Source organism: Escherichia sp. E2562, from assembly GCF_005781075.1.
Taxonomy (GTDB): domain Bacteria; phylum Pseudomonadota; class Gammaproteobacteria; order Enterobacterales; family Enterobacteriaceae; genus Escherichia.
This window is the reverse complement of the sequence record NZ_VATM01000013.1, coordinates 1-22,477: the sequence shown is the minus strand read 5'-3', so window position 1 is coordinate 22,477 and position 22,477 is coordinate 1. Positions and strand designations below refer to the sequence as shown.

Here is a 22,477-nt window from a genome sequence, read left to right as displayed (position 1 = left end):
TCCTCTGAAGATATCCTTTAAGTTTACTCGCTTCCCGGCAAAACGATGATTAATTCAGAGTTATATACCAGGCTTAGCTGGGGTTGCCCCACACATAACTGGAGAATAACGATGATAAAACCGACGTTTTTACGCCGGGCGGCGATTGCAGCTTTGCTTTCAGGATGTTGTTTTAGTGCGGCAGCCGCGCCACCTGTTTCTTATGGTGTGGAGGAAGATGTCTTCCATCCGGTACGCGCAAAGCAGGGGATGGTGGCGTCTGTAGATGCTACTGCCACTCAGGTGGGGGTGGATATCCTCAAGGAGGGCGGGAATGCCGTTGATGCCGCCGTGGCGGTGGGCTACGCGCTGGCGGTAACGCATCCGCAGGCAGGGAATCTGGGCGGCGGTGGTTTTATGTTAATCCGCTCGAAAAATGGCAATACCACGGCTATCGATTTCCGCGAAATGGCGCCCGCCAAAGCGACCCGCGATATGTTCCTTGATGATCAGGGCAACCCGGACAGCAAAAAATCACTCACTTCGCATCTGGCTTCCGGCACGCCCGGTACGGTAGCAGGTTTCTCGTTGGCGTTGGATAAATACGGCACCATGCCGTTGAACAAAGTGGTGCAACCGGCGTTTAAACTGGCACGGGATGGTTTTATCATTAACGACGCTTTGGCAGACGATCTCAAAACCTACGGTAGCGAAGTGCTGCCGAATCACGAAAACAGCAAAGCTATCTTCTGGAAAGAGGGCGAACCGCTGAAAAAGGGCGACAAGCTGGTGCAGGCGAACCTGGCAAAGAGCCTGGAGATGATTGCCGAAAACGGCCCGGATGAATTCTATAAAGGCACGATAGCGGAGCAGATCGCTCAGGAGATGCAGAAAAACGGTGGCTTGATTACGAAAGAAGATTTAGCCGCGTATAAAGCAGTAGAACGCACACCGATTAGCGGCGATTATCGCGGGTATCAGGTTTACTCCATGCCACCGCCATCTTCCGGCGGGATTCATATCGTGCAGATCCTCAATATTCTGGAGAACTTCGATATGAAGAAATACGGCTTTGGCAGCGCCGATGCGATGCAAATCATGGCAGAGGCCGAGAAATACGCCTACGCCGACCGCTCGGAATATCTTGGCGACCCGAATTTTGTCAAAGTACCGTGGCAGGCGCTGACCAATAAAGCCTATGCCAAATCTATTGCCGAGCAAATCGATATCAATAAAGCGAAGCCGTCCAGCGAGATTCGCCCTGGCAAGCTTGCGCCTTATGAGAGTAATCAAACTACCCATTACTCTGTAGTGGATAAAGACGGTAACGCGGTGGCGGTGACCTATACGCTGAACACCACCTTCGGTACGGGCATTGTCGCGGGTGAGAGCGGTATTTTGCTCAATAACCAGATGGATGATTTCTCCGCCAAACCGGGCGTGCCGAACGTTTACGGGCTGGTGGGCGGTGATGCCAACGCCGTAGGGCCGAACAAACGCCCGCTGTCGTCGATGTCGCCGACTATTGTGGTGAAAGACGGTAAAACCTGGCTGGTCACCGGAAGCCCTGGCGGTAGCCGGATTATCACCACTGTGCTGCAAATGGTGGTGAACAGCATCGATTATGGGATGAATGTTGCCGAAGCGACCAATGCGCCGCGTTTCCACCATCAGTGGCTGCCGGACGAGCTGCGTGTCGAGAAGGGGTTTAGCCCGGATACGATCAAGCTGCTGGAAGCAAAAGGTCAGAAAGTGGCGCTGAAAGAGGCGATGGGCAGTACACAAAGCATTATGGTTGGGCCTGACGGTGAGTTGTACGGCGCATCCGACCCGCGCTCGGTGGATGATTTAACGGCAGGGTACTAATATCTTAAGCCCTCTCCTGGTAGGTGAGGGCTTAAATGACAAACTTAGATTACAAATTCTCTATTTCACCCGCGCCATATAATACGCATCGATATATTCACCATTACGCAATGCGTACTTCTTGCCAGTCCCTTCAATCTCAAAGCCGAATTTTTTATAGACCTTAATTGCTGGCGCGTTGTCGACGAACACCGTTAGTTCAATACGATCTACCCGCAACCAGTTGTCGCACATTTCAATCATCTCTCGCATCAGGGCGCTGGCGACGCCGCGATTCTTCCAGCGGGCGTCGACACAGATACCAAAATCGGCAACATGACTGCGGCGCGGGCGTTGCTGTACATCAATGGTGAGATGACCTACTACAGTTCCATCAATACAGGCGACGAGTTGCTTGATGCTGGGGCGATCGGCGAGTCGTTCCAGCCACATATGTTCTGAAGGATGAGGCACCTGTAGTGTGTTGTAATACACCTCCGGCTGGGCGTGGATATGTCGAATGGCCTCATAATCGCGCGTTTCTGCGTGGCGTATTACTATCTCACTCATTCCTCTGTCCTCTTTAGGGTAAATGTCCCTTTCAACATCATTGACTTTCAAATACGAGTCAAATGCATTTTTTTGCAAAAAGTGTTGGACAAGTGCGAATGAGAATGATTATTATTGTCTCGCAATCAGGAAGACCCTCGCGGAGAACCTGAAAGCACGACATTGCTCACATTGCTTCCAGTATTACTTAGCCAGCCGGGTGCTGGCTTTTTTTTTGCTTTCGTACTGGTTTGATTGCCATTTTGTCCACGTGAAGTGTTCCTCGTGTTGAGACAAATGCAAAATTGCCTGATGCGCTACGCTTATCAGACCTACAAACCGATGCCATTTTGTGTAGGCAGGTAAGGCGTTCACGCCGCATCCGGCATGATCAAAGTGCACTTTGCCAACAATCTGACGTACTGAAGCCCAGGCATAGGAACCGCGTCCGCTTTGCGCTAAGGTGTAAATAACCACCTTAAAAAGGACGAAATCATGGTCATCAACTGTGCCTTTATTGGCTTCGGCAAAAGCACCACCCGTTACCATCTTCCGTATGTACTTAACCGCAAGGATAGCTGGCATGTCGCGCATATTTTTCGCCGCCATGCGAAGCCGGAAGAACAGGCTCCCATTTATTCCCATATTCATTTCACCAGCGATCTCGACGAAGTGTTAAACGATCCCGATGTTAAGCTGGTTGTCGTCTGCACCCACGCGGACAGCCACTTCGAGTACGCGGAGCGCGCGCTGGAAGCCGGGAAAAATGTACTGGTCGAAAAACCGTTCACCCCGACGCTTGCGCAGGCGAAAGAGCTGTTTGCGCTGGCGAAAAGTAAAGGGCTGACCGTCACGCCGTATCAGAATCGTCGTTTTGATTCCTGCTTCCTGACGGCGAAAAAAGCGATTGAAAGCGGCAAGCTGGGAGAGATTGTCGAAGTGGAAAGCCATTTTGACTATTACCGCCCGGTGGCAGAAACCAAACCTGGACTGCCGCAGGATGGCGCATTCTATGGGCTTGGTGTGCATACCCTGGACCAGGTTATCTCGCTGTTTGGTCGCCCGGATCACGTCGCTTATGACATCCGCAGCCTGCGTAATAAAGCCAATCCTGACGACACATTTGAAGCGCAGCTGTTTTATGGCGACCTGAAAGCGATCGTTAAAACCAGTCATCTGGTGAAAATCGATTATCCGAAATTTATCGTTCACGGTAAGAAAGGTACATTTATTAAATACGGCATCGACCAGCAGGAAACCAGCCTGAAGGCTAATATTATGCCGGGCGAACCTGGATTTGCGGCGGATGATTCGGTCGGTGTGCTGGAGTATGTCAATGACGAGGGCGTGACGGTCAGAGAAGAGATGAAGCCAGAGATGGGCGACTATGGACGTGTGTATGATGCGTTGTACCAAACCATCACCAACGGTGCGCCAAATTACGTCAAGGAATCTGAAGTTCTTACCAATCTGGAAATCCTTGAACGCGGTTTTGAACAAGCCTCTCCCTCCACAGTGACTCTCGTGAAGTAAGTTTGATGGCCCCTCGAATAGTTCAATTTTTTTGAACAGAGGGGTCAATTTTCACCCTCTATCATCCCAGGCAGATCGGGTCCACACTAAGCCCATCGAAATCATTCAGGGGGCGAATACAAATGATCTACTTACGCAAAGCAAATGAACGCGGTCATGCTAATCATGGCTGGCTGGACTCCTGGCATACTTTCTCTTTTGCCAATTATTACGATCCGAACTTTATGGGCTTCTCCGCGCTGCGCGTGATTAACGACGACGTGATTGAAGCAGGGCAGGGCTTCGGCACTCACCCGCATAAAGATATGGAAATTTTGACCTACGTGCTGGAAGGTACTGTTGAGCATCAGGACAGCATGGGCAATAAAGAACAGGTTCCGGCGGGCGAGTTCCAGATTATGAGTGCGGGTACGGGTATTCGTCACTCAGAGTACAACCCAAGCAGCACCGAGCGTCTGCACCTGTATCAGATCTGGATCATGCCAGAAGAAAACGGTATTACGCCGCGTTATGAACAGCGTCGCTTCGATGCCGTGCAGGGCAAACAGCTGGTGCTCTCGCCGGATGCGCGTGACGGTTCGCTGAAAGTGTATCAGGATATGGAACTGTACCGCTGGGCGCTGGTAAAAGATGAGCAGTCGATACATCAGATTGCCGCTGAACGCCGCGTCTGGATCCAGGTGGTGAAAGGTAATGTCACTATTAACGGCGTAAAAGCCTCGACCAGCGATGGTCTGGCGATTTGGGATGAGCAGGCGATTTCCGTCCACGCTGATAGCGACAGTGAAATCCTGCTGTTCGATTTACCGCCAGTCTAAATTTATCTCACAACCTTCCTGAGGAATCAGGAAGGTTGTGATGCGTCCGTGGTAAACTAAAGGAATCTATCCCTTTTGTACCTTTCAGGACGATGAAAAAGAAAAGACCCGTACTTCAGGATGTGGCTGACCGTGTAGGCGTGACCAAAATGACGGTCAGCCGTTTTTTGCGTAACCCTGAGCAGGTTTCCGTCGCTCTACGTGGCAAGATTGCCGCCGCTCTTGATGAACTGGGTTATATTCCCAATCGCGCGCCCGATATCCTCTCTAACGCCACCAGCCGGGCGATTGGCGTCCTGTTACCTTCTCTCACCAACCAGGTTTTTGCGGAAGTATTACGCGGAATCGAAAGCGTCACCGACGCGCACGGTTATCAGACGATGCTGGCGCACTACGGTTATAAGCCGGAAATGGAGCAAGAACGCCTTGAATCGATGCTCTCCTGGAATATCGATGGCCTGATCCTTACTGAACGCACCCACACGCCACGCACCTTAAAGATGATTGAAGTGGCGGGTATTCCGGTGGTGGAGCTGATGGACAGCCAGTCGCCGTGCCTCGATATCGCTGTCGGTTTTAATAACTTTGAAGCGGCACGCCAGATGACTGCCGCTATTATTGCTCGCGGGCATCGACACATTGCTTATCTCGGCGCACGTCTCGACGAACGTACTATCATCAAACAGAAGGGATATGAGCAGGCGATGCTGGATGCAGGCCTGGTGCCATATAGCGTGATGGTTGAACAATCTTCTTCTTACTCTTCCGGTATTGAACTGATTCGTCAGGCGCGGCGGGAATATCCGCAGTTGGATGGCGTGTTCTGTACCAACGATGACCTGGCGGTCGGCGCGGCGTTTGAATGTCAGCGTCTGGGGTTGAAAGTTCCTGACGATATGGCGATTGCCGGTTTCCACGGTCATGACATTGGCCAGGTGATGGAGCCACGGCTGGCAAGTGTGCTGACGCCGCGTGAGCGGATGGGCAGCATTGGCGCTGAACGCCTGCTGGCGCGTATTCGTGGCGAAGCGGTGACGCCGAAAATGTTAGATTTAGGTTTCACCTTGTCACCAGGTGGATCTATTTAAGCCTACAAATTTGAAGTAGCTCACACTTATACACTTAAGGCACGGATGGATATTGCTTCTGATTTTGTCCGGCTGGACAATGTTACCGATAACAGTTACCCGTAACATTTTTAATTCTTGTACTGTGGGGGCACCACTTTGAGCACGACTAACCATGATCACCACATTTACGTTCTGATGGGCGTCTCAGGCAGCGGCAAATCTGCGGTCGCCAGTGAAGTGGCGCATCAACTTCATGCCGCGTTTCTTGATGGCGATTTCCTCCATCCGCGCTGCAATATCGAAAAAATGGCGTCTGGTGAACCGCTGAACGACGACGATCGCAAACCGTGGTTGCAGGCGCTGAACGACGCCGCGTTTGCCATGCAGCGTACCAATAAAGTGTCGCTGATCGTCTGCTCTGCACTGAAAAAACACTATCGCGACTTGCTGCGTGAAGGTAATCCGAATCTCTCTTTCATCTACCTGAAAGGCGATTTTGATGTGATTGAAAGCCGCCTGAAAGCGCGCAAAGGCCATTTCTTTAAAACCCAAATGCTGGTGACGCAGTTTGAAACGCTGCAGGAGCCGGGTGCGGACGAAACCGATGTACTGGTGGTGGATATCGATCAACCGCTGGAAGGTGTTGTGGCAAGCACCATTGAGGTTATTAAAAAAGGCAAATAAGTAGTGACTACATTAACGCTTGTTTTAACAGCAGTAGGGTCTGTTTTACTGCTGCTGTTTTTAGTCATGAAGGCGCGTATGCACGCTTTCCTGGCTTTGATGGTGGTGTCTATGGGGGCTGGCCTTTTTTCCGGTATGCCGCTCGATAAAATCGCAGCGACGATGGAAAAAGGGATGGGAGGTACCCTCGGCTTCCTGGCGGTGGTTGTCGCCCTGGGAGCCATGTTTGGCAAGATCTTACATGAAACCGGCGCAGTCGATCAGATTGCCGTCAAAATGCTCAAATCCTTCGGTCACAGCCGCGCGCATTATGCCATCGGCCTTGCGGGGCTGGTCTGCGCGCTACCGCTGTTCTTTGAAGTGGCGATTGTTCTGCTGATTAGCGTTGCCTTCTCGATGGCGCGCCACACCGGTACGAATCTGGTGAAACTGGTAATCCCATTATTCGCAGGCGTGGCGGCAGCGGCGGCATTTCTGGTGCCTGGACCAGCGCCAATGCTGCTGGCATCGCAGATGAATGCCGATTTTGGCTGGATGATCCTGATTGGCCTGTGTGCGGCAATTCCGGGAATGATTATTGCCGGGCCGCTGTGGGGCAATTTCATCAGCCGTTACGTTGAGCTGCATATTCCTGACGACATTAGCGAACCGCATCTCGGCGAAGGCAAAATGCCGTCTTTTGGATTTAGCCTGTCGCTGATCCTGCTGCCGCTGGTGCTGGTAGGTCTTAAAACCATTGCTGCGCGTTTTGTACCAGAAGGATCCACTGCTTACGAATGGTTTGAGTTTATCGGTCATCCGTTTACTGCGATTCTGGTTGCTTGTCTGGTAGCAATTTATGGCCTGGCAATGCGTCAGGGCATGCCAAAAGATAAAGTGATGGAGATTTGCGGTCACGCGCTGCAACCGGCGGGGATCATTCTGCTGGTGATTGGTGCGGGCGGCGTGTTCAAACAGGTGCTGGTTGACTCTGGCGTAGGTCCGGCGCTGGGCGAAGCGTTAACCGGCATGGGCCTGCCGATTGCCATCACCTGCTTCGTGCTGGCAGCTGCAGTGCGCATCATTCAGGGGTCTGCCACCGTTGCCTGTTTAACGGCGGTGGGGCTGGTGATGCCGGTTATTGAACAACTGAACTACTCCGGTGCGCAAATGGCGGCACTGTCGATTTGTATCGCTGGTGGTTCGATTGTCGTCAGCCACGTTAACGACGCTGGTTTCTGGTTGTTCGGTAAATTTACCGGTGCGACCGAAGCCGAAACGCTGAAAACCTGGACCATGATGGAAACCATCCTCGGCACTGTTGGTGCCATCGTCGGGATGATTGCGTTCCAGTTGTTGAGTTAAGTCTGTTTGCCCGGTAGGTCTTACACTACCGGGCCCCTTCCTGGTAATGCCTCTCGTCACCCCTTCATCCACATCCGAATGCCGTCGAGGAACATCTGGGTTGCCATCATCACCAGAATCAATCCCATCAGGCGTTCCAGCGCATTCACTCCTTTCTCGCCCAGCAGACGTAAAAATAGCGATGACTGTAGCAGGATAACAAAGGTGCCGCCCCAGGCCAGCAGCAGCGCAATTACCAGATGCCCCATCTGATTCGGGTACTGGTGAGACAGCAACATTAATGTGGCGAGAATAGTCGGCCCTGCTACTAATGGGATTGCCAGCGGCACAATAAACGGCTCTTCACCTGCCGGAAGCCCACTGCTATTGCCTGAAGCACTGGGGAAAATCATCTTAATGGCGATCAGAAATAGAATGATGCCGCCAGAAATGGAGACGGTTTCCGCCCGCAGGCTAAGAAATGCCAGAATTTTCTCACCCGCAAACAGGAACACCAGCATCACCATGAGAGCAATAAGCAACTCTCGCACCATGATTGCCCGACGTCTTTTCGGTTCTGTATGTTTCAGTACGGACATAAAAATAGGTAGGTTTCCGAGCGGATCCATAATCAAGATCAATAAAACTGCTGCAGAAATGATTTCATTCATAACTCAAGTTCCCTGATAATTGCCGTGGACTTTCTGCGTGCTACGAAAGCAGGATAAGTCGCATTACTGATGGCTTCGCTATCATTGATTAATTTCACTTGCGACTTTGGCTGCTTTTTGTATGGTGAAAGATGTGCCATGAGGACACCGGCACATATATACAGCACACATCTTTGCAGGAAAAAACGCTTATGAAAAATGTTGGTTTTATCGGCTGGCGCGGTATGGTCGGCTCCGTTCTCATGCAACGCATGGTTGAAGAGCGCGACTTCGACGCCATTCGCCCTGTCTTCTTTTCGACTTCACAGTCTGGTCAGGCTGCGCCTTCCTTTGGCGGTGCTTCTGGCACACTTCAGGATGCCTTTGATCTGGAGGCGCTGAAGGCTCTCGATATCATCGTAACCTGTCAGGGCGGCGATTATACCAACGAAATCTATCCAAAGCTCCGTGAGAGCGGATGGCAAGGTTACTGGATTGACGCAGCATCGTCTCTGCGCATGAAAGATGACGCCATCATCATTCTTGACCCAGTCAATCAGGACGTCATTACTGATGGATTAAATAAAGGCATCAGGACTTTTGTTGGCGGTAACTGTACCGTAAGCCTGATGTTGATGTCGTTGGGCGGTTTATTCGCCAATGATCTTGTAGATTGGGTTTCCGTTGCAACCTACCAGGCGGCTTCCGGCGGTGGTGCGCGACATATGCGTGAGTTGTTAACCCAGATGGGCCAACTGTATGGCCATGTAGCGGATGAACTCGCGACACCGTCCTCTGCTATTCTCGATATTGAACGCAAAGTCACGACTTTAACCCGCAGCGGCGAGTTGTCAGTGGATAACTTTGGCGTGCCGCTGGCGGGTAGCCTGATTCCGTGGATCGACAAACAGCTTGATAACGGTCAGAGCCGCGAAGAATGGAAAGGGCAGGCAGAAACCAACAAGATTCTCAACACATCTTCCGTTATTCCGGTAGATGGTTTGTGTGTGCGTGTCGGGGCGTTGCGCTGCCACAGCCAGGCATTCACCATCAAATTGAAAAAAGATGTGTCTATTCCGACCGTGGAAGAACTGTTGGCGGCCCATAACCCGTGGGCAAAAGTGGTTCCAAACGATCGCGAAATCACTATGCGTGAGCTAACCCCAGCTGCCGTCACCGGTACGCTGACCACGCCGGTAGGCCGTTTGCGTAAGCTGAATATGGGACCTGAGTTCCTGTCAGCCTTTACCGTGGGCGACCAGCTGCTGTGGGGGGCCGCGGAGCCGCTACGCCGGATGCTTCGTCAACTGGCGTAATGTTTATTCATTAAATTTGGGGCGTAATGCTGCCCCTTTTAGTGCGTAGTACAGGAGTAAGCGCAGATGTTTCATGATTTACCGGGAGTTAAGTAGAGCATTGGCTATTCTTTAAGGGTGGCGGGATACATACGTATTCAATGCCTTACCTGAAGTGAGGACGGCGTAGAGAGGATGCACAGAGTGCTGCGCCGTTCAGGTCAAAAAAATGTCACAACCAGATGTCAAAAATTAGTTGGATGGGGTGACACAATAAAACAGGAAGACAAGCATGTCCGATCGTATCGATAGAGACGTGATTAACGCGCTAATTGCAGGTCATTTTGCGGATCCTTTTTCCGTACTTGGAATGCATAAAACCACAGCGGGACTGGAAGTCCGTGCCCTTTTACCTGACGCCACCGATGTGTGGGTAATTGAACCAAAAACTGGACGCAAAGTCGCTAAACTGGAGTGTCTCGACTCTCGTGGATTCTTCAGCGGCGTCGTTCCTCGGCGTAAAAATTTTTTCCGCTATCAGTTGGCGGTTGTCTGGCATGGCCAGCAGAATCTGATTGATGATCCTTACCGTTTTGGCCCTTTAATCCAGGAAATGGACGCCTGGCTGTTATCTGAAGGTACCCACCTGCGCCCATATGAAACCTTAGGTGCGCACGCAGATACTATGGATGGCGTTACCGGCACGCGTTTTTCTGTCTGGGCGCCAAATGCCCGCCGTGTCTCGGTTGTTGGGCAATTCAACTACTGGGATGGTCGTCGTCACCCGATGCGCCTGCGTAAAGAGAGCGGCATTTGGGAACTGTTTATCCCTGGCGCGCATAACGGTCAGCTCTATAAATACGAAATGATTGATGCCAATGGCAATCTGCGTTTGAAGTCTGATCCTTATGCCTTCGAAGCGCAGATGCGCCCGGAAACCGCTTCCCTTATTTGCGGACTGCCTGAAAAGGTCGTGCAGACCGAAGAGCGCAAAAAAGCGAATCAGTTTGATGCGCCAATTTCTATCTATGAAGTTCACCTGGGGTCATGGCGTCGTCACGCCGACAACAACTTCTGGTTAAGCTATCGCGAACTAGCCGATCAGTTGGTGCCTTACGCTAAATGGATGGGCTTTACCCACCTCGAACTGCTGCCAATTAACGAGCATCCATTCGATGGCAGTTGGGGCTATCAGCCGACAGGTTTGTATGCGCCAACTCGCCGTTTTGGCACTCGCGATGATTTCCGCTATTTCATTGATGCCGCCCACGCAGCAGGTTTGAACGTGATTCTCGACTGGGTGCCGGGTCACTTCCCGACAGATGACTTTGCACTTGCCGAATTTGACGGCACAAATCTGTATGAACACAGCGATCCGCGTGAAGGCTACCATCAGGACTGGAACACCCTGATTTACAACTATGGCCGCCGTGAGGTCAGCAATTTCCTTGTTGGTAATGCGCTGTACTGGATCGAGCGTTTTGGTATCGATGCGCTGCGCGTCGATGCGGTTGCTTCGATGATTTATCGTGATTACAGCCGTAAAGAAGGCGAGTGGATCCCGAACGAGTATGGTGGACGCGAGAATCTGGAAGCGATTGAATTCCTTCGCAATACCAACCGTATTATCGGTGAACAAGTTCCTGGTGCAGTAACGATGGCGGAGGAGTCTACCGACTTCCCGAACGTTTCCCGCCCGCAGGATATTGGTGGTCTGGGCTTCTGGTACAAGTGGAACCTCGGCTGGATGCACGACACTCTGGATTACATGAAGCTCGACCCGGTTTATCGTCAATACCACCACAATAAACTCACCTTCGGGATGCTCTACAACTACACTGAAAACTTCGTCCTGCCGCTGTCGCACGACGAAGTGGTGCACGGCAAAAAATCGATTCTCGACAGGATGCCTGGCGATGCATGGCAGAAGTTTGCCAATCTGCGAGCCTACTATGCCTGGATGTGGGCGTTCCCGGGCAAGAAACTGTTGTTCATGGGTAACGAATTTGCCCAAGGGCGTGAGTGGAACCACGATGCCAGCCTCGACTGGCATCTGCTGGAAGGTGGCGACAACTGGCATCACGGTGTCCAGCGACTGGTACGCGATCTGAACCATACTTATCGTCACCACAAAGCTCTGCACGAGCTGGATTTCGACGCCTACGGCTTTGAATGGCTGGTGGTGGATGACCATGAGCGCTCGGTGCTGATCTTTGTGCGTCGCGATAAAGAGGGTAACGAAATTATCGTTGCCAGCAACTTTACGCCGGTGCCGCGCCATGATTATCGCTTTGGCATTAATCAGCCAGGTAAGTGGCGTGAGATTCTCAACACCGATTCCATGCACTACCACGGCAGCAATGCTGGCAATGGCGGCGCGGTACATAGCGATGAGATCGCCAGCCACGGTCGTCAGCATTCATTGAGCCTTACTCTACCACCGCTGGCCACTATCTGGCTGGTGCGGGAGGGAGAATGACACAACTCGCCATTGGCAAACCTGCTCCCCTTGGCGCGCACTATGATGGCCAGGGCGTCAACTTCACGCTCTTTTCCGCTCATGCCGAGCGGGTAGAGCTGTGTGTGTTTGACGCTCAGGGCATAGAACACCGGTATGACTTGCCAGGACGCAGCGGCGATGTCTGGCACGGTTACTTGCCGGATGCTCGCCCGGGTTTGCACTATGGGTATCGCGTACATGGCCCCTGGCAACCTGCCGTGGGGCATCGCTTTAACCCGGCGAAGTTGTTGATTGATCCTTGCGCGCGGCAAATTGAGGGTGAGTTTAAAGATAACCCGCTGCTGCATGCAGGCCATAATGAACCTGATTATCGTGACAACGCCGCCATTGCGCCGAAATGCGTGGTGGTGGTCGATCACTATGACTGGGAGGATGATGCCCCGCCGCGCACGCCGTGGGGCAGCACCATCATTTATGAAGCCCATGTCAAAGGATTAACCTATCTGCATCCGGAGATCCCGGTTGAGATCCGCGGCACCTATAAAGCGCTCGGCCATCCGGTGATGATCAACTATTTAAAACGGTTGGGTATTACCGCACTGGAACTGTTGCCAGTGGCGCAGTTTGCCAGTGAACCGCGCCTGCAACGCATGGGGCTAAGTAACTACTGGGGCTACAATCCGGTGGCGCTGTTTGCGTTGCATCCGGCATATGCCAGCTCGCCCGAAACGGCGTTGGACGAATTCCGCGACGCAGTGAAAGCCCTGCACAAGGCGGGTATTGAAGTTATTCTCGACATCGTACTTAACCACAGTGCGGAACTGGACCTGGACGGCCCGGTATTCTCACTGCGCGGGATCGACAACCGTAGCTATTATTGGATAAGAGAAGACGGCGATTATCACAACTGGACCGGCTGTGGTAATACGCTCAATCTGAGCCATCCGGCGGTAGTGGAGTACGCCAGCGCCTGTCTACGCTACTGGGTGGAAACCTGCCACGTTGATGGTTTCCGCTTCGATCTCGCAGCAGTCATGGGGCGAACACCGGAGTTTCGTCAGGATGCGCCGCTGTTTACGGCTATCCAGAATTGCCCAGTGCTTTCGCAAGTGAAGTTGATTGCCGAACCGTGGGATATCGCGCCAGGTGGTTATCAGGTGGGCAATTTCCCACCGCTGTTTGCCGAGTGGAATGATCATTTCCGCGACGCCGCACGCCGTTTCTGGCTGCACTATAACTTGTCGCTGGGTGAGTTTGCCGGGCGTTTTGCCGCCTCCAGCGATGTTTTTAAACGTAATGGCCGTCTGCCGAGCGCTGCGATTAATCTCGTCACTGCGCATGACGGTTTTACGCTTCGCGACTGCGTTTGTTTCAACCATAAACACAATGAAGCAAATGGAGAGGAAAATCGCGACGGGACCAACAACAATTACAGTAACAATCATGGTAAAGAAGGGTTAGGCGGTACTCTTGATTTGATTGAACGGCGGCGCGACAGCATTCACGCCCTGTTAACGACGTTGTTGCTCTCCCAGGGTACGCCGATGTTACTGGCAGGTGATGAACATGGTCACAGCCAGCATGGCAATAACAATGCCTACTGTCAGGATAACCAACTAACGTGGTTGGACTGGTCGCAGGCAAACAGTGGGTTAACGGGGTTTACCGCCGCGTTAATCCATTTGCGCAAGCGCATTCCTGCTTTGGTAGAGGATCGCTGGTGGGAAGAAGGCGATGGCAATGTCCGTTGGCTGAATCGATATGCTCAACCTTTAAGCTCGGATGAGTGGCAAAACGGGCCAAAGCAGCTGCAAATTTTGCTTTCGGATCGTTTTTTGATCGCAATAAACGCCACGCTTGAGGTAACAGAGATTGTTTTACCTGCTGGGGAGTGGCACGCCATTCCCCCATTCGCTGGAGAGGATAACCCAGTGATTACGGCTGTCTGGCCGGGACCTGCACACGGATTGTGTGTGTTCCAGAGATGATAAAAAAGGAGTTAGTCATGGTTAGTTTAGAGAAGAACGATCACTTAATGTTGGCGCGCCAGCTGCCATTGAAATCTGTTGCCCTGATACTGGCGGGAGGACGTGGTACCCGCCTGAAGGATTTAACCAATAAGAGAGCAAAGCCTGCCGTACACTTCGGCGGTAAGTTCCGCATTATCGACTTTGCGCTGTCCAACTGCATCAACTCTGGGATCCGTCGTATGGGCGTGATCACCCAGTACCAGTCTCACACCCTGGTGCAGCATATTCAGCGTGGCTGGTCGTTCTTCAATGAAGAAATGAACGAGTTTGTCGACCTGCTGCCCGCGCAGCAGAGAATGAAAGGGGAAAACTGGTATCGCGGTACCGCAGACGCGGTCACTCAAAACCTCGATATTATCCGCCGCTATAAAGCGGAGTATGTGGTGATCCTGGCTGGTGACCACATCTACAAGCAAGACTACTCGCGAATGCTTATCGACCACGTCGAAAAAGGTGCGCGTTGTACTGTTGCTTGTATGCCAGTACCGATTGAAGAAGCCTCTGCATTTGGCGTTATGGCAGTCGATGAAAACGATAAAATTATCGAATTTGTTGAAAAACCTGCTAACCCGCCATCAATGCCAAACGATCCGAGCAAATCTCTGGCGAGTATGGGTATCTACGTCTTTGACGCCGACTATCTATATGAATTGCTGGAAGAAGACGATCGTGATGAAAATTCCAGCCACGACTTTGGTAAAGATTTGATTCCAAAAATCACCGAAGAAGGCCTGGCTTATGCGCATCCATTCCCTCTCTCTTGCGTACAGTCTGACCCAGACGCCGAGCCGTACTGGCGCGATGTGGGAACGCTGGAAGCTTACTGGAAAGCGAACCTTGATCTGGCCTCTGTGGTGCCGGAACTGGATATGTACGATCGCAACTGGCCAATTCGCACCTACAATGAATCATTGCCACCAGCGAAATTCGTTCAGGATCGCTCTGGTAGCCATGGGATGACCCTTAACTCACTGGTTTCCGGCGGTTGTGTAATCTCTGGTTCAGTGGTGGTGCAGTCCGTTCTGTTCTCGCGCGTTCGTGTTAATTCATTCTGCAACATTGATTCCGCCGTATTGTTACCGGAAGTATGGGTAGGTCGCTCGTGCCGTCTGCGCCGCTGTGTCATTGACCGCGCGTGTGTCATTCCGGAAGGCATGGTGATTGGTGAGGATGCAGAGGAAGATGCACGTCGTTTCTATCGTTCAGAAGAAGGCATCGTGCTGGTTACGCGCGAAATGCTACGGAAGTTAGGGTATAAACAGGAGCGATAATGCAGGTTTTACATGTATGTTCAGAGATGTTCCCGCTGCTTAAAACCGGCGGTCTGGCTGATGTTATTGGGGCATTACCCGCAGCACAAATCGCAGACGGCGTTGACGCTCGCGTACTGTTGCCTGCATTTCCCGATATTCGCCGTGGCGTGACCGATGCGCAGGTGGTATCTCGTCGTGATACCTTTGCCGGGCATATCACGCTGCTGTTCGGACATTATAACGGGGTTGGTATTTACCTGATTGACGCGCCGCATCTCTACAATCGTCCCGGAAGCCCGTATCACGATACCAACTTATTTGCCTACACTGACAACGTGTTGCGTTTTGCGCTGTTGGGGTGGGTCGGGGCAGAAATGGCCAGTGGGCTGGACCCATTCTGGCGCCCTGATGTGGTGCACGCGCACGACTGGCATGCCGGCCTTGCGCCTGCGTATCTGGCGGCACGCGGGCGTCCGGCGAAGTCGGTGTTTACTGTGCACAATCTGGCCTATCAAGGCATGTTTTATGCACATCACATGAATGACATCCAATTGCCATGGTCATTCTTTAATGTTCACGGGCTGGAGTTCAACGGGCAACTCTCTTTCCTGAAAGCCGGACTGTATTACGCTGACCATATTACAGCGGTTAGTCCGACCTACGCTCGCGAGATTACTGAACCACAGTTTGCCTACGGTATGGAAGGTTTACTTCAGCAGCGTCATCGTGAAGGGCGACTTTCCGGCGTACTGAACGGCGTGGACGAGAAAATCTGGAGTCCAGAGACGGACTTACTTTTAGCCTCGCGTTACACCCGCGATTCATTGGAGGATAAAGCGGAGAATAAGCGCCAGTTGCAAATCGCAATGGGGCTTAAGGTTGACGATAAAGTGCCGCTTTTTGCAGTGGTGAGCCGTCTGACCAGCCAGAAAGGCCTGGATCTGGTGTTAGAGGCCTTACCGGGCCTTCTGGAACAGGGCGGACAACTGGCGCTGCTCGGCGCGGGCGATCCGGTATTGCAGGAAGGTTTCCTTGCTGCAGCAGCGGAACACCCCGGTCAGGTTGGTGTACAGATTGGTTATCACGAAGCATTTTCGCATCGCATTATGGGCGGCGCGGACGTCATTCTGGTGCCCAGTCGTTTTGAACCGTGCGGCTTAACGCAACTTTATGGATTGAAGTACGGCACGCTGCCGTTAGTGCGGCGTACCGGTGGGCTTGCTGATACGGTTTCTGACTGTTCTCTTGAGAACCTTGCAGATGGCGTCGCCAGTGGGTTTGTCTTTGAAGATAGTAATGCCTGGTCGTTGTTACGGGCTATTCGACGCGCTTTTGTTCTGTGGTCCCGCCCTTCATTGTGGCGGTTTGTGCAACGTCAGGCTATGGCAATGGATTTTAGCTGGCAGGTCGCGGCGAAGTCGTACCGTGAGCTTTACTATCGCTTGAAATAGTTTTCAGGAAACGCCTATATGAATGCTCCGTTTACATATTCATCGCCCACGCTTAGCGTAGAAGCTCTTAAGCACTCTATCGCTTATAAGCTGATGTTTACGATTGGCAAGGATCCTGTTGTTGCCAATAAACATGAATGGCTGAACGCAACGTTATTTGCTGTGCGCGATCGTCTCGTGGAGCGCTGGTTACGCTCGAATCGTGCCCAGCTGTCGCAAGAAACTCGTCAGGTTTACTATCTGTCGATGGAGTTTTTGATCGGTCGTACTCTCTCCAACGCCATGCTGTCGTTAGGTATTTATGACGATGTCCAGGGGGCGCTGGAGTCGATGGGATTGAATCTCGAAGAGTTGATTGATGAGGAAAATGACCCTGGCCTCGGGAACGGCGGTCTGGGGCGTCTGGCAGCCTGCTTCCTGGATTCACTGGCGACTTTAGGGTTACCAGGTCGCGGCTACGGTATTCGTTACGACTACGGCATGTTCAAGCAGAACATCGTTAACGGCAGCCAGAAAGAGTCACCGGACTACTGGCTGGAGTACGGCAACCCGTGGGAATTTAAACGACACAACACGCGCTACAAAGTGCGTTTTGGCGGACGTATTCAGCAAGAAGGCAAGAAAACTCGCTGGATTGAAACTGAAGAAATTCTGGCCGTTGCTTATGACCAGATAATCCCCGGCTATGACACTGACGCAACTAATACCCTGCGTTTATGGAGCGCACAAGCCAGTAGCGAAATTAACCTGGGTAAATTCAATCAGGGTGACTACTTCGCGGCGGTGGAAGACAAAAACCACTCCGAGAACGTATCTCGCGTACTGTACCCGGACGACTCCACTTATTCCGGGCGTGAACTGCGTCTGCGTCAGGAATACTTCCTGGTTTCCTCGACCATTCAGGACATTTTAAGCCGCCATTATCAGCTGCATAAAACCTACGATAATCTGGCAGATAAAATCGCGATTCATCTCAATGACACCCATCCGGTGCTGTCGATTCCTGAATTGATGCGTCTGCTGATTGACGAGCATAAATTCAGCTGGGATGACGCTTTTGAAGTGTGTTGCGAGGTCTTCTCTTACACCAACCACACGCTGATGAGCGAGGCGCTGGAAACCTGGCCGGTAGATATGCTGGGTAAAATTCTGCCGCGTCACTTGCAGATAATCTTTGAAATTAATGACTATTTCCTGAAAACCTTGCAAGAGCAGTATCCGAACGACACTGACCTGCTGGGACGGGCGTCAATCATTGATGAATCCAACGGGCGTCGTGTGCGGATGGCCTGGCTGGCGGTTGTCGTGAGTCATAAAGTCAACGGTGTTTCGGAGTTGCACTCTAACCTGATGGTGCAGTCACTGTTTGCTGATTTTGCGAAAATCTTCCCGGGTCGTTTCACCAACGTTACCAACGGTGTGACGCCGCGTCGCTGGCTGGCGGTAGCAAACCCATCGCTTTCAGCCGTGCTGGACGAACACCTGGGCCGTAACTGGCGCACCGACCTTAGCCAGCTGAGCGAGCTGCAACAGCACTGTGATTTCCCGATGGTCAACCATGCGGTGCATCAGGCGAAGCTGGATAACAAAAAACGTCTGGCCGAGTACATCGCCCAGCAGTTGAATGTGGTGGTGAATCCGAAGGCGCTGTTTGATGTGCAGATCAAACGTATTCACGAATACAAACGTCAATTGATGAATGTGTTGCACGTTATCACTCGTTATAACCGTATCAAGGCCGATCCGGATGCTAATTGGGTGCCGCGCGTGAATATTTTTGGCGGCAAGGCCGCTTCGGCTTATTACATGGCGAAGCACATTATCCATTTGATCAACGATGTTGCTAAAGTGATCAACAACGATCCGCAGATTGGCGACAAGCTGAAAGTGGTGTTTATTCCGAACTACAGCGTTAGTCTGGCGCAGTTGATCATTCCGGCGGCCGATCTGTCTGAACAGATTTCACTGGCGGGGACGGAAGCCTCCGGCACCAGTAACATGAAGTTTGCTCTTAACGGCGCGCTGACTATCGGTACGCTGGACGGCGCGAACGTCGAGATGCTGGATCATGTCGGTGATGACAATATCTTTATTTTTGGTAACACTGCGGAAGAAGTGGAAGAACTGCGTCGTCAGGGTTACAAACCGCGTGAATACTACGAGAAAGATGAAGAGCTGCATCAGGTGCTGACGCAAATCGGCAGCGGCGTGTTCAGCCCTGAAGACCCAGGCCGTTACCGCGATCTGGTTGATTCGCTGATCAACTTTGGCGACCACTATCAGGTGCTGGCGGATTATCGCAGCTATGTCGATTGTCAGGATAAAGTCGACGAACTCTACGAGCGTCAGGAAGAGTGGACTGCAAAAGCGATGCTGAACATCGCCAATATGGGCTACTTCTCTTCAGACCGTACGATAAAAGAGTACGCCGATCATATCTGGCATATTGATCCAGTGAGATTGTAAGTTCGTAAAGTGATAACTGCCGTGTGTTCCCTTAAAGCTACCGTTAATGGGCACACGGCATTTTTATATCAGATAAACAAAATATCATGAAAATTTACATATGCTATCAATATATAATTAATATTTGTTATTTATTAATAAGGTTCCTCATCAGGGAATGTTCCATATAACGAACATTATAAATAAATAATAAATCATTTGTCGTGTTTATATATTTACTCACTCCTCAGTTCTTCTTTCTAAAATAAACTCCTTTGTTTTCAAATGACTGTATTTTTATATAAAGTCAATTATTGCGAGCATTGATTCTTTTAGTTACATTACCAAGCAGCTCATATAATATTTTCCAGCCATTCTATCTCTTAATTTTTCTGGGATTAACCACACCAGCTTTATTCATTTAAATAATGTGATTTGTTAAAGCTGAATGTAAAAATAATCGCCAATATTGCTTGGATTTTTTAACAAAAGGAAAGGTATAAATGAAATTCAATCTATCTAATTTATCCGTAGTTTTACTCGCATCAGGTATGCTGATGTCAACTGCGGTAATCGCTGAGCCAGGCGATGCATCACAATTTGGTGGTGCGGATAAAGACTGGGGTACCGTTGATTATCCAAAACTCACCGATATGGATAGCAACACCGATGCAATGGGCGGAAACATCCGCTTTACTGGTCGTGTGGTTAAAGCGACGTGTAAGGTTGCTACAGAATCGAAACAGATAGAAGTGGTACTGCCGGTCGTACCTTCTAACGCTTTCACGGGCATTGATACCGAAGCGACGGGCGCCAGTAACCAGACTGACTTCAACATTAAACTGACCGACTGTAGCAATACAGACAGCCAAAACATTGAGTTTCGTTTTACTGGCATCGCAGACGGTGCCAACCAGACGCTTGCCAATGAAGTTGAAGGGGCCGCTGATGCTGATAGTACTGGCGAAGCAGGTGCAACAGGTGTAGGGATTCGTATTTATTCTAAAAACACGACAGCTGATGGTCTGATTAAACTGAATACACAAACTCCTCAGGGGAGTAGTTCTTCGGCAGCTTACGTGATTCCTGGCGATGCAGCCAAACATGATTATACTGCGGCGTTTACTGCGGGCTATGCGCAGAACGGTAGTACCGTTGCACCAGGTCTGGTGAAAGCTACGGCAAGTTTCGTTGTGCTGTACGAATAATTACAGCAAGATAATTTCAGGTTACAGTTAATTGTAGCCTGAAATTAATATTACGTGTTTATTTATAATAAATAGACACGTATCAGTAATTACAATTAATTTCATCTACAAGGATGCAGTATGAGATGGATTTCAAAAAATAAATGTTTAGCCAATAGAAATATAAATTCTTTGCTGAAGACTCAATATGCCATAAGGGCAGCGGCTCTATTTTTGCTGTCCGCCATATCTGTCAACGCTATGGCTGCGGGTGGTTTCGGTCTTGGTTCTACGCGTCTGGTTTATCCATCTGACAGTCAGCAGATTACGTTAAGTGTACAGAATGGTGGGGCTAACACCAGCTATTTAATCCAGTCATGGATTGATGACAATCAAAGCAGTAAAAAAAGTCAGGATTTTGTGGTTACGCCTCCTTTATTTATGTTGCCAACGCGAAAAGAGGCATCATTGAGGATAATGTTTATTGGTAAAACACAGTTACCGACTGATCGTGAAACATTATTCTGGATGAATGTGAAAGCGATTCCGCCGACGGATGAGAAGAATACTCAGAAAAACACGTTGCAACTGGCGTTACAAAACAGAATTAAATTATTTTACCGTCCGACTAATTTACCCATTCAGGCTGGTAAAGCACGGGATATGCTGCGATTTAAATACGAAGGTAAACAGCTGAGAATCATTAATCCTTCTCCCTATTACCTGACGGTGACAGGAATCAGGATGCAAGGGGCAAAATTACCCAATGCGTTTGTTCCCCCGAAAAGTGACATCACAGTTTCTTCTCCGGTGACGTTAGCGGGCGAAATTACTTATCAAACTATCAATGATTACGGTGCCACAACGGCCAGGCAAAAGGGAACGATGCAATAAACCTGGAAGATTAAAACGTTAAAGCAACTCAGGTCAGGGATATGAACCTAAAGCTCAGAAAACTCGAACACTGGATGGCAAGGAAAAAGCAGATGAGGCTGTGTATACCGCTTCTCCTGACACTTTTGCCTACGTGTTCAGTGGCGGGTATGCGCTTTAATCCTGCCTTTTTGTCGGGTGATACAGAAGCTGTTGCTGATTTATCTCGTTTTGAGAAAGGGATGACGTATCTGCCAGGTAGCTATGAGGTTGAAATATGGGTCAATGATTCGCCTTTGACATCACGTAAGGTTACTTTCAAAGCTGATGAGCAGAATCAGTTGATTCCCTGTTTTTCGCTCGATGAGTTAGTTACTTTAGGAATTAACAAAAGTGCATTGCCGGAGCAGGCGCAAGCAGAGGGAAATCATTGTCTCGATTTACGTATATGGTTTGCTGAAGTTCAATATACTCCTGAACTGGATGCGCAACGACTCAAACTGACCTTCCCGCAGGCAATATTAAAGCATGAAGCACGTGGTTATATCCCACCTGAGGAATGGGATAATGGTATCCCGGCTGTTCTTATTAATTATGACTTTTCTGGTAACAGCGATCGTGGAGACTATGCGTCTGATAGTTATTATTTAAATCTTCGTTCAGGTTTAAATTTAGGTGCGTGGCGTTTTCGTGATTATTCTACATGGAGTCGTTCAGGTAATTCTCCGGGTAAAATTGCACATGTGAGTAGTACGTTACAACGGGTAATTATTCCGTTCAAAAGTGAATTAACACTGGGTGATACCTGGTCTTCATCAGATGTTTTCGACAGCGTGAGTATTCGCGGTGCTAAACTTGAGTCCGACGAAAACATGCTGCCGGATAGCCAAAGTGGCTTTGCCCCTACTGTGCGCGGCATTGCTAAAAGTAATGCTCAGGTAACGATTAAACAAAATGGTTATGTTATTTATCAGACCTATACTCCCCCTGGGCCTTTTGAAATCAACGATCTGTAGTGGTCAACAAAAACT

The 22,477-nt window shown here is 50.5% G+C and carries 16 protein-coding genes and 1 pseudogene; 15 read left to right on the top strand and 2 right to left on the bottom strand.

Annotated elements, in window-relative coordinates:
* Nucleotides 1–111 precede the first annotated feature (111 nt).
* Entirely contained in the window at nucleotides 112–1,845 is a 1,734-nt protein-coding gene (gene ggt, locus FEK43_RS17245) for a gamma-glutamyltransferase (RefSeq protein ID WP_138158654.1), read from the top strand.
* Nucleotides 1,846–1,905: 60 nt separating this feature from the next.
* Here the strand turns inward: ggt and yhhY are convergent, their stop codons facing one another.
* Nucleotides 1,906–2,394 (bottom strand): N-acetyltransferase, encoded by a 489-nt coding sequence (gene yhhY, locus FEK43_RS17240; RefSeq protein ID WP_130209054.1) that lies wholly within the window; start codon nucleotides 2,392–2,394, stop codon nucleotides 1,906–1,908.
* 474 nt (nucleotides 2,395–2,868) lie between these two features.
* On the opposite strand from yhhY, the gene FEK43_RS17235 reads away from it, so the two are divergent.
* The 5 genes from FEK43_RS17235 (at nucleotide 2,869) to gntU (ending at nucleotide 7,822) form a co-directional block, all read left to right on the top strand.
* Entirely contained in the window at nucleotides 2,869–3,906 is a 1,038-nt protein-coding gene (locus FEK43_RS17235; protein ID WP_135408133.1) for an oxidoreductase, read from the top strand.
* A 122-nt stretch (nucleotides 3,907–4,028) separates the two neighbouring features.
* On the top strand, nucleotides 4,029–4,724 hold the full coding sequence (gene yhhW / locus FEK43_RS17230) for a quercetin 2,3-dioxygenase (RefSeq protein ID WP_130209049.1): 696 nt from the start codon (nucleotides 4,029–4,031) through the stop codon (nucleotides 4,722–4,724).
* A 92-nt stretch (nucleotides 4,725–4,816) separates the two neighbouring features.
* Nucleotides 4,817–5,812 (top strand): gluconate operon transcriptional repressor GntR, encoded by a 996-nt coding sequence (gene gntR, locus FEK43_RS17225; RefSeq protein WP_130209047.1) that lies wholly within the window; start codon nucleotides 4,817–4,819, stop codon nucleotides 5,810–5,812.
* A 138-nt stretch (nucleotides 5,813–5,950) separates the two neighbouring features.
* Entirely contained in the window at nucleotides 5,951–6,478 is a 528-nt protein-coding gene (gene gntK / locus FEK43_RS17220) for a gluconokinase (RefSeq protein ID WP_000108320.1), read from the top strand.
* Between the two features lie 3 nt (nucleotides 6,479–6,481).
* The gene (gene gntU / locus FEK43_RS17215; protein WP_000210111.1) at nucleotides 6,482–7,822 is read left to right on the top strand and encodes a gluconate transporter; all 1,341 of its coding nucleotides are present in this window, start codon (nucleotides 6,482–6,484) and stop codon (nucleotides 7,820–7,822) included.
* Between the two features lie 56 nt (nucleotides 7,823–7,878).
* Here gntU and yhgN read toward each other — a convergent pair whose 3' ends face one another.
* The gene (gene yhgN / locus FEK43_RS17210; RefSeq protein ID WP_130217718.1) at nucleotides 7,879–8,472 is read right to left on the bottom strand and encodes an NAAT family transporter YhgN; all 594 of its coding nucleotides are present in this window, start codon (nucleotides 8,470–8,472) and stop codon (nucleotides 7,879–7,881) included.
* Nucleotides 8,473–8,663: 191 nt separating this feature from the next.
* Between yhgN and asd the strand changes: the two genes are divergently transcribed.
* The 9 genes and pseudogenes from asd to FEK43_RS17165 form a co-directional block, all read left to right on the top strand.
* Entirely contained in the window at nucleotides 8,664–9,767 is a 1,104-nt protein-coding gene (gene asd / locus FEK43_RS17205; protein WP_064527660.1) for an aspartate-semialdehyde dehydrogenase, read from the top strand.
* Nucleotides 9,768–10,038: 271 nt separating this feature from the next.
* Complete coding sequence (glgB, locus tag FEK43_RS17200; RefSeq protein ID WP_130209043.1) at nucleotides 10,039–12,225, top strand: 1,4-alpha-glucan branching enzyme; 2,187 nt, start codon at nucleotides 10,039–10,041, stop codon at nucleotides 12,223–12,225.
* Nucleotides 12,222–14,195, top strand: coding sequence for a glycogen debranching protein GlgX (gene glgX / locus FEK43_RS17195; protein WP_130209041.1), 1,974 nt, complete (start codon nucleotides 12,222–12,224; stop codon nucleotides 14,193–14,195). The genes glgB and glgX overlap by 4 nt, the downstream gene beginning before the upstream one ends.
* 17 nt (nucleotides 14,196–14,212) lie before the next feature.
* A complete protein-coding gene (gene glgC / locus FEK43_RS17190) occupies nucleotides 14,213–15,508 on the top strand; it encodes a glucose-1-phosphate adenylyltransferase (protein WP_130209039.1) in 1,296 nt (431 codons plus the stop codon).
* The gene (gene glgA / locus FEK43_RS17185; RefSeq protein ID WP_135408131.1) at nucleotides 15,508–16,941 is read left to right on the top strand and encodes a glycogen synthase GlgA; all 1,434 of its coding nucleotides are present in this window, start codon (nucleotides 15,508–15,510) and stop codon (nucleotides 16,939–16,941) included. The genes glgC and glgA overlap by 1 nt, the downstream gene beginning before the upstream one ends.
* A gap of 18 nt (nucleotides 16,942–16,959) precedes the next feature.
* Entirely contained in the window at nucleotides 16,960–19,407 is a 2,448-nt protein-coding gene (gene glgP, locus FEK43_RS17180) for a glycogen phosphorylase (protein WP_130209035.1), read from the top strand.
* Between the two features lie 482 nt (nucleotides 19,408–19,889).
* A complete protein-coding gene (locus tag FEK43_RS17175) occupies nucleotides 19,890–20,594 on the top strand; it encodes a fimbrial protein (RefSeq protein ID WP_135408129.1) in 705 nt (234 codons plus the stop codon).
* Between the two features lie 120 nt (nucleotides 20,595–20,714).
* Complete coding sequence (locus FEK43_RS17170) at nucleotides 20,715–21,467, top strand: fimbria/pilus periplasmic chaperone (RefSeq protein ID WP_130260952.1); 753 nt, start codon at nucleotides 20,715–20,717, stop codon at nucleotides 21,465–21,467.
* A gap of 41 nt (nucleotides 21,468–21,508) precedes the next feature.
* Nucleotides 21,509–22,459 (top strand): annotated as a pseudogene (locus tag FEK43_RS17165) (fimbria/pilus outer membrane usher protein); the annotation flags it as partial.
* Between the last annotated feature and the right edge of the window lie 18 nt (nucleotides 22,460–22,477).

What these genes read in the sequence shown, in the direction of transcription:
- ggt (WP_138158654.1), top strand. Translation starts at nt 112, where the DNA reads ATGATAAAACCGACGTTTTTACGCCGGGCGGCGATTGCAGCTTTGCTT.
- glgC (WP_130209039.1), top strand. Translation starts at nt 14,213, where the DNA reads ATGGTTAGTTTAGAGAAGAACGATCACTTAATGTTGGCGCGCCAGCTG.
- FEK43_RS17170 (WP_130260952.1), top strand. Translation starts at nt 20,715, where the DNA reads ATGAGATGGATTTCAAAAAATAAATGTTTAGCCAATAGAAATATAAAT.
- glgX (WP_130209041.1), top strand. Translation starts at nt 12,222, where the DNA reads ATGACACAACTCGCCATTGGCAAACCTGCTCCCCTTGGCGCGCACTAT.
- FEK43_RS17175 (WP_135408129.1), top strand. Translation starts at nt 19,890, where the DNA reads ATGAAATTCAATCTATCTAATTTATCCGTAGTTTTACTCGCATCAGGT.
- FEK43_RS17235 (WP_135408133.1), top strand. Translation starts at nt 2,869, where the DNA reads ATGGTCATCAACTGTGCCTTTATTGGCTTCGGCAAAAGCACCACCCGT.
- gntR (WP_130209047.1), top strand. Translation starts at nt 4,817, where the DNA reads ATGAAAAAGAAAAGACCCGTACTTCAGGATGTGGCTGACCGTGTAGGC.
- asd (WP_064527660.1), top strand. Translation starts at nt 8,664, where the DNA reads ATGAAAAATGTTGGTTTTATCGGCTGGCGCGGTATGGTCGGCTCCGTT.
- glgB (WP_130209043.1), top strand. Translation starts at nt 10,039, where the DNA reads ATGTCCGATCGTATCGATAGAGACGTGATTAACGCGCTAATTGCAGGT.
- yhhY (WP_130209054.1), bottom strand. Translation starts at nt 2,394, where the DNA reads ATGAGTGAGATAGTAATACGCCACGCAGAAACGCGCGATTATGAGGCC.
- glgA (WP_135408131.1), top strand. Translation starts at nt 15,508, where the DNA reads ATGCAGGTTTTACATGTATGTTCAGAGATGTTCCCGCTGCTTAAAACC.
- yhgN (WP_130217718.1), bottom strand. Translation starts at nt 8,472, where the DNA reads ATGAATGAAATCATTTCTGCAGCAGTTTTATTGATCTTGATTATGGAT.
- yhhW (WP_130209049.1), top strand. Translation starts at nt 4,029, where the DNA reads ATGATCTACTTACGCAAAGCAAATGAACGCGGTCATGCTAATCATGGC.
- glgP (WP_130209035.1), top strand. Translation starts at nt 16,960, where the DNA reads ATGAATGCTCCGTTTACATATTCATCGCCCACGCTTAGCGTAGAAGCT.